This is a genomic window from Tyzzerella sp. An114, assembly GCF_002161055.1.
In the GTDB taxonomy this organism is placed as follows: Bacteria; Bacillota; Clostridia; order Lachnospirales; family Anaerotignaceae; genus Fimicola; species Fimicola cottocaccae.
This window is the reverse complement of the sequence record NZ_NFLT01000037.1, coordinates 1-8,418: the sequence shown is the minus strand read 5'-3', so window position 1 is coordinate 8,418 and position 8,418 is coordinate 1. Positions and strand designations below refer to the sequence as shown.

Here is an 8,418-nt window from a genome sequence, read left to right as displayed (position 1 = left end):
TAAAATTATGGAATTTAAGTCATAAAAGAAATGTTATAACAGGAGTATTAACCAAATCTGACGGCATAAAACTTTTTTCATTATTTCCAGATGCAATTATTACAGTAGCAGAAAATATTTCTTCTGAAAAAATATTAATTAATAAAACAAAAAAACAATATAAAACAGAAGAAGTTAAATCTACACCAAGTATAATAGACCAAGAAAGTTCAAAAAATTCAAATGAAATAATAAATAATATAAGTGATATAAATAATACAAAAATAAAGAGCAATAATTTAGTATATATTTTATTTTTTATGATATTTGTTTTTATTATAGGAGTTATAATATATTTTTTAAAATAAAAGTGGTGATAAAAATGAATGTATTTGAAAAAATTGCAGAAGATGTTTATGAAACATACATTAGCGGAAAATGTGGAATTGTTTTGGAAATTGAACATAAACAGGAATTAAATTCAGTTGTTGAAATTCTAAGACAAAAATATTTTAGCGGAAAAAAAGTTTTGGAAATTGGATATACAACAAAGAATTTTTCAGATAAAGCATATTTTGCACCTGCTGTATACCAAATAATGAATGTAACAAGACAAATACCTGATGATGAAATAGGACTTCAAGATGTTCAGCCATCAAGTTATATTGCTGCTGCATTAGAAAAATTTTATGATAAGCCCGGTGTCGGAGTTATAGTGATTGGTAATTATCATTTACTTGATGGAGAGAATAAATCAAAAACTTTACGAGTATTATGTGATAAATTAAAAATAGAAAAAAATAATAATGCGTTAATTTTATTATCTGTGAATAAAATAAAAAATTTACCTGATGAGTTATATCCTTATATTTATACTATACATAGTAAAAAACCTGATATTGAAGAAATTAAATATAAACTTAACAAATTTATTGAAGAAAAAAATTTAAAAATAAATGAAAGTTTTCAAAGAGAAATTATTTCATATTTACAAGGATTTTATACTTATGATATAGATTACATATTTAAAAGAGCTGAAAAAATTTTTGGAGAAAAGGCTTTTGACGATAAAGAAAAGAAAATTCTTGAATTAATTGGTAAAGAAAAAGTAAAACTTTTGGAGAAAGACCAGCTTTTACAATGGTCAATAGTTAAAAATATAAATATTGCAAATATGGAGAAAATAAAAAAATATCTTTGTGAAAGTGGCATTATTATGAAAAATTTGGAAGATGCTATAAAAAAAGGTGTAAATGTTCCAAAAGGTATTTTAATTATGGGACTACCAGGAACAGGAAAATCCTTATTTGCTAAATATGCAGCATCAGAATTGAAAATACCTTTAATAAGACTTGATATGGGTAGAATGATGGGAGGATATGTTGGTGATAGCGAAAGAAATTTACGTATGGCACAACAACAAGCAGAGGAGATGTCACCATGTATTCTATGGATTGATGAAATAGAAAAAGGTTTTGCAGGGTCAGGAACAGGCGGTAGAGAAGAAGGTGCTTATTTAAAACGTATGGTGGGAGGTTTTCTTACTTGGTTACAAGAGAAAAACAAATCTTGTTATATTATAGCTACTGCAAACAGTATTAAAGGACTTCCGCCGGAATTTTTCCGTAAAGAAAGATTTGATGAGTGTTTCTTTACAGCAATGCCATCTTCTAAAGAATTAAGAGAAATATTTAAAGTGCATTTATTAAAACCGGAACGTAAACATGTTGCTGATATTAAAAATTCAATATCTCCTATGGAAAAAGCCATAGAAAATATATTACAATGGGCTGCTGCCGATAACCGTTTTATGACGGGAGCTGATGCCAGTACATTGGTTTCAAATACTTTTCGTCGTTTATATATTGATTATAATTTATCAAATAATAATAATTTATCTAAACAAGATTATGATAGAGAACATTTAGATGAAGTTATGAAAGCTGAATTTGAAAATATTAAAGTTTATAGTGAAACTAATGGAGAAGATATTGCTAATTATTATAAAACAATAAGAAAATCTAATTTTATAAATGTATCAGAATGTATAAGTAGACAAAACGAAGAAAATTATGATAAGTGTCTTTCATACTTTATATCAGAAGAAATATCTAAAATAAATTAAAAAATATCTAAAATATTAATTGACACATCTAAAATAATATATTAATATATATATATAAAGAACAGGAGGTGTTTTAAATGGATAATATTTTAGAAAAAATGGCTAAAATTAGATATGAAACAGGTTCAACAGAAGAAGCTATTAAAAACATATTTGGAGATGAATGGATAGGTAAAAGTAAAAAACTTAGAAAATTAATTAAATCTATATTAAAAAAATCAGAATATATTGAAAAAAAATATTGTGAACTTGAAATACGAGATGTTGTATTTCAAGAAATCGACGAGATATGTGGAAATGATTTATCACTTCAATTTTGTAAACTTTCAGATTTAAAATATTTTATTGAAATGAGAAATTGGGAAATTTCTAAAGATGAATTAAAAGAACAAGGAATGGATATAGATTTTATTAAAGATATGTTTAATAAAGTTCATGAAACGGAGCAAAATATATCAGATGAAGTAACAGTTGATGAAATCAATACATTACGTGAAGAATTATCCCTTTTGTTATCAGAATATGATAATATAAATGAAACACTTAAACAACTTTCTGAAGATGAGTCTTGGAGCGAAATAATTGAAAATGTTGAAGAAACTTTAAATAAAATTACAGATGATGAACGTGAAGATTTTGCAGTTATGGTAGCTACTATGATTGCTCATAATAATAGTAAAATTTCAGATGAAAATGCAGCAAGTATGGCATCTGTATATTTAGCAGAGCTTCAAGGTAAAAAGAAATTATTGTATGTTTGGCTTGCAATTCCAGTAGTATCATCTGGTGTTATTGTAGGGTTATTGATGTCTTTAGCAGGTGGTATTTTAAATGTTCCAACATTATTATTGGTTGGTAGTGGTGTTACAGTTGTTTCTGGTTTAATTTTAAGTGGTATTGTAATGGCTTTTGTTGGAGTTGTTGGATATAAAGCTGTAGAAAAAGCTCTTCCTTACATAAAAAAAGCGTTAAACAAATGTGCTCCATATATCAAAAAAGTTACTGAAACTGTAAAAGTTGCAGTTGCATCAGCTATTGGATTTATGGCAAATAAAGTATTTCGTCCTGCAATATATTGGGTTGAAAATAAAGCTATTCCTAATATAAATGAAAAAGTTGTTTATCCTTTAAGACGTAGATTAAAACATCTTTTGGAATGGTTAGGAGAGAAAAAAGAACAAGTTATTGAATTTTTTAAAAATGCAATTACTCCTAAAGAATTTAATGATAATACAAAAATGCATAAAAATAATGTAAACGATGTGAATAAAGTAAAAGATAAAAAAGTAGATGAAGGTCTTATTTTCTCAGAAAATGAAAAAGACCAAGAATATGAATGGGTTTTAGTTGATTAATCTATATTTGTTTTTAATGTGGTTTTTTGAATTTATGTTTTTATTATTAATATTACATTTATTTGGGGAACCACATTTTGTTTTTATATTATATATTTTAGAATTAATAGTGTGGTGTATTTAAAATGGATTTTAATAGAAATTTAGAAAGTTTAAATGAATTTAGAAAAAGAACAAATAGTTTTAATCAATCTAGTATTAATATTGAAGGCTTTTATACAAACCATAATTTAATAAATAAAATAAATTATGACGGAAAAATGGCAGAGTTTATTGGTAATACAGTTGTTTTTAATATTACTGATGATGTTAAAGATAGTATATATAATATTCAAAATAAATTATATACAGAATGTAAAGATATACTTGCAAAACCTTTATCAAAAGAGACTTTTCATATTACACTACATGATTTGATAAGTGGTAAGCCTTCTGTTGAAATTAATAATAAAATAGAAAGTATTCAAAAATTAGCTTTAAAATTAGTTAATGATATTTCAAATATAAAGTTTAATATAAAATTACAATCAACATTTCTTTTTAATATGGTTAATACAAGTATGGTTATTGGTTTTGAACCTTTTGATGATAAAAGTTGTAAAGAATTAATGAAATATTATGAAATGTTTCAAAGTATAGTTAATCTAAATTATCCATTAACACCTCATGTAACAGTTGCTTATTTTAAACCTAGTGAAGAAAAAATTGATAAAAATTGGATTTATAAAATTCAAGAAGTAATTGATTTTGTTAAAAAACAGGAAAAAATAGAAGTAACTCTTACAAATGAAATGTTAGAATATCAACTTTTTTCAGATATGAATAATTATTATAAAATTTAGAGGTAAATATAAATGAAAATAGATATTAAACTTGATAATACAAATTTTGCTGATGGTTTATATAACCATGATATGTTAATTGCAATAGCACATATGGGTATATTTAGAAATTATATTGATGTAACAAATATATAATTAAATATGCATTTAAACTAATGCCTGAAAGAATTCTATTTTGAACAGATATACTTTATATTATAGATAGTGATTATATGGATAATATATTAAATTTATAGAAAATTGTAAACTTACAAGTAAACAAAAGGAAAAACTATACTATTAAAATGCAGAGATTTTAATAATTGAAATCAATTAAGTTTATAAAAAATATTAAAACTGAGATTTTAAAATAATTATTTAAGAGTTGTTATAAAATTTATAAATCTGTTAAGTTAATAGTAATAGGTTTTGTATAAGTAATATTTAAAGATTTTTAAAACAACTAATAAGCTTAATAATTTTTCATTAGGTTGGACATGTAAAAATAAATTATAATTATTGTTTTATATCTTTAATATTAAATATAAGTTTCGTTGACATGCCATTTATCTGATTGAATATTAGCTTTTGAAATAAGAAATTTAGAAACATATGTAAAAAATGATGAGAAACTAAATAATTTTTTGTGAAATATTGCAAATTATATGTTTAAATGATAAAATTCAAATATATATTTATAGAAATATAAGACATAGTTTTTATTTTATTTGTATTTTTAAATAAAAAATGGGGGGATATATTATGAAAAAGAAAGTAATCAAAAAAGTTATATCAATGGCTTTAGCAGCAATTATGACATTTGTTCCAACACAAGTATTTGCTGTATCAAATGATATTAAAGGTCATTGGGCAGAAAGTGCAATTACATATTGGCAGGATAACGGTTTAATTTCAGGTTATGAAGATGGTACATTTAAGCCAGATAAAAGTATAACTCGTGCAGAATTTGCAGTTATGTTAAATAAAGCACTTGGATTTGTAGATAAAGGTAATGTATAATTTAGTGATGTTAAAGCTGGTGATTGGTACTATGATGCAGTTGCAATAGCAGTTGAAGCAGGATATTGTTCAGGTTATGAAGACGGAACATTTAATCCAAATGAAACAATCACAAGAGTAGAAGCAGTTTCCTCTTTAGACAGAGCTATGAGTAAGACAGAAGATGTTGTTGAAGAAAACAAAGATGTTGTTGTAACAAAAGACGATACAGTAATTGAAGACCAAACAATAGAAGGAAACCTTATCATTGATAAAGCGGTTGGAGATGGAGAAGTTTATATTAAAAATACAACAGTAAAAGGTGATATTATTGTACAAGGCGGTGGTGATAATTCTATATACCTTACAAATGTTATTACAGAAGGTAAAATTTCAATAGAGAAAAAAGACGTAAGATTAGCTTTAGAAGGTAAAACTACAGTAAATAATATTGAAGTAAAAGCTGTATGTAACATACAAGGAAAAAACTTTGAATGAATAGTTGGAATAATTAAAGTATTAACTGACCTTGGAACAGATGAAAAAGTTGAATTAAACGTTCCTGCAGAAGAAGTTTCTGTTGAATCAAAAGCAAGTGTGGCTATTAATGCAGATGTTGAAACAGTATCAGTATCAGAAGATGCTAAAGATTCAAAATTAGAAGTTTCAGGTAGTACAAATGTAACAAATACAGAAGTAGCTGACGGAGTGGATAAACCAACCTCATCAAATACAAGCACAGGTGGTTCAAGTTCAGGTTCATCGGGTGGCAGCACAGGCGGTTCAAATTCAGGTGGTTCATCAGGTGGTAACACAGACGATAATACAGACAACGAAGATTATATTAAAATAGAAATAGAAACTGGCAGTAACTTACAAAAAGAACTTGATAAATATAAAAATGCAAATGAAAATGAAAATATAATTCTTAAATTAGCAGAAGGAAAATATATTGTTCCAGATAATGGTGAATTAAATTATATAGGTAAAGGTAGCTTATCAATTGAATGTATAGGTGAAGTAACACTTGTAGCAGAAAAAACAGAAGATGAAGAAAGTACAACTCCTACATATATAATGGAAACAGGCGATGAAACAGATGAAGGAGTTGATGATGAAACAATAATAACAACATTGACAATTAATGCCCCAAATCTAACATTTGATAAAACTTTGTCAGTTACTGGTATAATAAAAGGTTTAGATACATTAACATTTGGTGAAAACTCTGGTAACAGACCTATATCAGATATTGTTACAAATGTAAATGCAAAAGTAATAATGGAATTAAGTTGTGATAATTTAACTGTAAGTGGCGGTGTCACTGGGATTGAATTTAAAAAATTTATATATGTTAATGAAAGTATTATTATTAATACAGAAAACGAAGAACCTATATCTATTGGACTAAGAAATCAAAATACTATTGGAGAGATACAGGCAAATTCAGAAATTATTATAAAAAATATAGATGAGTCTGGATATAATAACTCAGGTACTAAAATTAATAAACTCATAGCAAATAAAAATATTATAATTGATGCAAAAGATACAGAAGCATTATTAAAAATAGAGATAGGAACTGAAACAACAGAGACAATTATAGTTGAAACCAATGCTCCTCTTAGAAAAGTAACAGTACCAAAAGGTGCTAAAACACCAACAATTATTATTAAAGAAGATGCAACAATAGAAACTTTTGATATAAAAGAAAATATTATATTAGAAGGTATTGGTACTGTAAATAACATTGTTGTAACGGATAGTGCAGTAAATAGTATTAAAGTTTCTGGTATTACATTAGATAGTGTTGAAACTACAAAAGATGGAACTATAAATATTGATGGTGCAGAAGATGTAACTGTTAAGAAGATAGAAAGTATAACAGCTGAATTAGATGAAAATTATACTCCGATTATAAGTTCTGGTCTTTCATCAAGTAATATTATTATTACAATTAAATATCAAGGAATGGAAGAAACAAAACAAGTTAATGCAACATACCCAAATGTAGAATTAAACTATTTTGAATTTGACCCATTTGAAACAGAAGAGCAGAAAGTTACAGTTTTATATGCAGATATAGAAACTGAATTAAAAGTAACTTTAAAACAGGAAATAAGTATAGATGATATAAAACTTACAGTAAATGCTAACGAAGAATTAACTGATTCAATAATAGTTAAATTAACAGGTGCTGCATCAGTTGATATAGAAAAAATTATAGTGGAAAAAATTATGGGTTATGAAGATATTGAAAATATTGAAGCAAAAGTAGCTAAAGGCGATACAAATGATACATTTAAAGTTAATTTGTCTGGCAAATCAAAATTTTCTTATGATGTAGAATTTAAAGTAACAATTCCAAAAACTGCTATTATTGCAGATCCAGAATCTAGCTATGTAATACCGAAAGAAGATTTAATTGTGTATATAGAAGTAAATATAGTAGACCAAGAAGAAGAAAAGAGGGACAATTTGTAATATTAAAATTAAAGGAATGTCTACTTCATATAATAATTTTATAACAGTTACAAATATTAAAGTAACAGTAGCAAATGGAGAAGAAAGCAATGAAGCAACATTAGAGTCTTCTGTATATGATGTTACATTACCAAGTGATGACAATGGTGTAGTGATAGCCAAAGAAGAATAATATAATCTTTCAATATTATTTGATAATTTTATGTTTTAAATAGTACAAGTTAATTTATATAAAAATATAAAACAATATAAGGCAATATAAATTTACAAGGCGAACCTTCTATTAGGTTTGCCTTGTTTAATTTAAAATATTATAAGTTTTTTAAAATAGCCTAAATATTTCATTGTCAGTTTCAATATCACGAGCAGTAAGAGCTAGAATTAATTCTTTTATCATAGCTTGTAAAAATACTTGAGCAAATGAAGTTTCAATAAAATGTTGAGAAAGCATCAACTGAAATGCTTCAAATTTTTCTTTGCCAACAAGGTTTATAAGTTTATTTTCTGTTTCTTCAAACTCTATTACATCAACTTCATTACAACAATGATAGTAAATTTCAGTTGTAAAATCAGAAAATGATTGCTTAATAATAGAGTCTGCCACAGATAATATTAAAAGATTTTCATTTGTTTCAGGTTCTTGATAGTGAAATTT

10 protein-coding genes and 1 pseudogene are annotated in these 8,418 nt (G+C 25.7%); 10 read left to right on the top strand and 1 reads right to left on the bottom strand.

Going from position 1 to position 8,418, the window contains the following annotated elements; all coding sequences use genetic code 11:
* The 10 genes and pseudogenes from B5E58_RS13575 to B5E58_RS13570 form a co-directional block, all read left to right on the top strand.
* On the top strand, positions 1-347 hold a 347-nt coding region (locus B5E58_RS13575; RefSeq protein WP_206608588.1), incomplete at its 5' end, for a hypothetical protein.
* 14 nt (positions 348-361) lie between these two features.
* Positions 362-2,104, top strand: coding sequence for an AAA family ATPase (locus tag B5E58_RS12790; RefSeq protein ID WP_088110037.1), 1,743 nt, complete (start codon positions 362-364; stop codon positions 2,102-2,104).
* Between the two features lie 77 nt (positions 2,105-2,181).
* Positions 2,182-3,459, top strand: a complete 1,278-nt coding sequence (locus tag B5E58_RS12785; RefSeq protein WP_088110036.1) for a sulfite exporter TauE/SafE family protein — start codon at positions 2,182-2,184, stop codon at positions 3,457-3,459.
* Positions 3,460-3,584: 125 nt separating this feature from the next.
* Complete coding sequence (locus B5E58_RS12780; protein ID WP_088110035.1) at positions 3,585-4,301, top strand: hypothetical protein; 717 nt, start codon at positions 3,585-3,587, stop codon at positions 4,299-4,301.
* Positions 4,302-4,313: 12 nt separating this feature from the next.
* Positions 4,314-4,436, top strand: a complete 123-nt coding sequence (locus B5E58_RS13915; protein WP_275532742.1) for a hypothetical protein — start codon at positions 4,314-4,316, stop codon at positions 4,434-4,436.
* Between the two features lie 606 nt (positions 4,437-5,042).
* On the top strand, positions 5,043-5,300 hold the full coding sequence (locus B5E58_RS12775; RefSeq protein ID WP_158097771.1) for an S-layer homology domain-containing protein: 258 nt from the start codon (positions 5,043-5,045) through the stop codon (positions 5,298-5,300).
* Between the two features lie 12 nt (positions 5,301-5,312).
* Positions 5,313-5,414: pseudogene (locus B5E58_RS14060) on the top strand (S-layer homology domain-containing protein); the annotation flags it as partial.
* Between the two features lie 33 nt (positions 5,415-5,447).
* The gene (locus tag B5E58_RS12770) at positions 5,448-5,777 is read left to right on the top strand and encodes a hypothetical protein (protein WP_242956676.1); all 330 of its coding nucleotides are present in this window, start codon (positions 5,448-5,450) and stop codon (positions 5,775-5,777) included.
* Positions 5,778-5,876: 99 nt separating this feature from the next.
* Positions 5,877-7,763, top strand: coding sequence for a hypothetical protein (locus B5E58_RS12765; protein ID WP_088110033.1), 1,887 nt, complete (start codon positions 5,877-5,879; stop codon positions 7,761-7,763).
* A 16-nt stretch (positions 7,764-7,779) separates the two neighbouring features.
* Positions 7,780-7,935, top strand: coding sequence for a hypothetical protein (locus B5E58_RS13570; protein ID WP_158097770.1), 156 nt, complete (start codon positions 7,780-7,782; stop codon positions 7,933-7,935).
* A gap of 150 nt (positions 7,936-8,085) precedes the next feature.
* Here B5E58_RS13570 and B5E58_RS13565 read toward each other — a convergent pair.
* Positions 8,086-8,418 (bottom strand): hypothetical protein (locus B5E58_RS13565; protein WP_330395656.1); only part of this gene is annotated, 333 nt, incomplete at its 5' end.

What these genes read in the sequence shown, in the direction of transcription:
- B5E58_RS12790 (WP_088110037.1), top strand. Translation starts at nt 362, where the DNA reads ATGAATGTATTTGAAAAAATTGCAGAAGATGTTTATGAAACATACATT.
- B5E58_RS12785 (WP_088110036.1), top strand. Translation starts at nt 2,182, where the DNA reads ATGGATAATATTTTAGAAAAAATGGCTAAAATTAGATATGAAACAGGT.
- B5E58_RS12780 (WP_088110035.1), top strand. Translation starts at nt 3,585, where the DNA reads ATGGATTTTAATAGAAATTTAGAAAGTTTAAATGAATTTAGAAAAAGA.
- B5E58_RS13915 (WP_275532742.1), top strand. Translation starts at nt 4,314, where the DNA reads ATGAAAATAGATATTAAACTTGATAATACAAATTTTGCTGATGGTTTA.
- B5E58_RS12775 (WP_158097771.1), top strand. Translation starts at nt 5,043, where the DNA reads ATGAAAAAGAAAGTAATCAAAAAAGTTATATCAATGGCTTTAGCAGCA.
- B5E58_RS12770 (WP_242956676.1), top strand. Translation starts at nt 5,448, where the DNA reads ATGAGTAAGACAGAAGATGTTGTTGAAGAAAACAAAGATGTTGTTGTA.
- B5E58_RS13570 (WP_158097770.1), top strand. Translation starts at nt 7,780, where the DNA reads ATGTCTACTTCATATAATAATTTTATAACAGTTACAAATATTAAAGTA.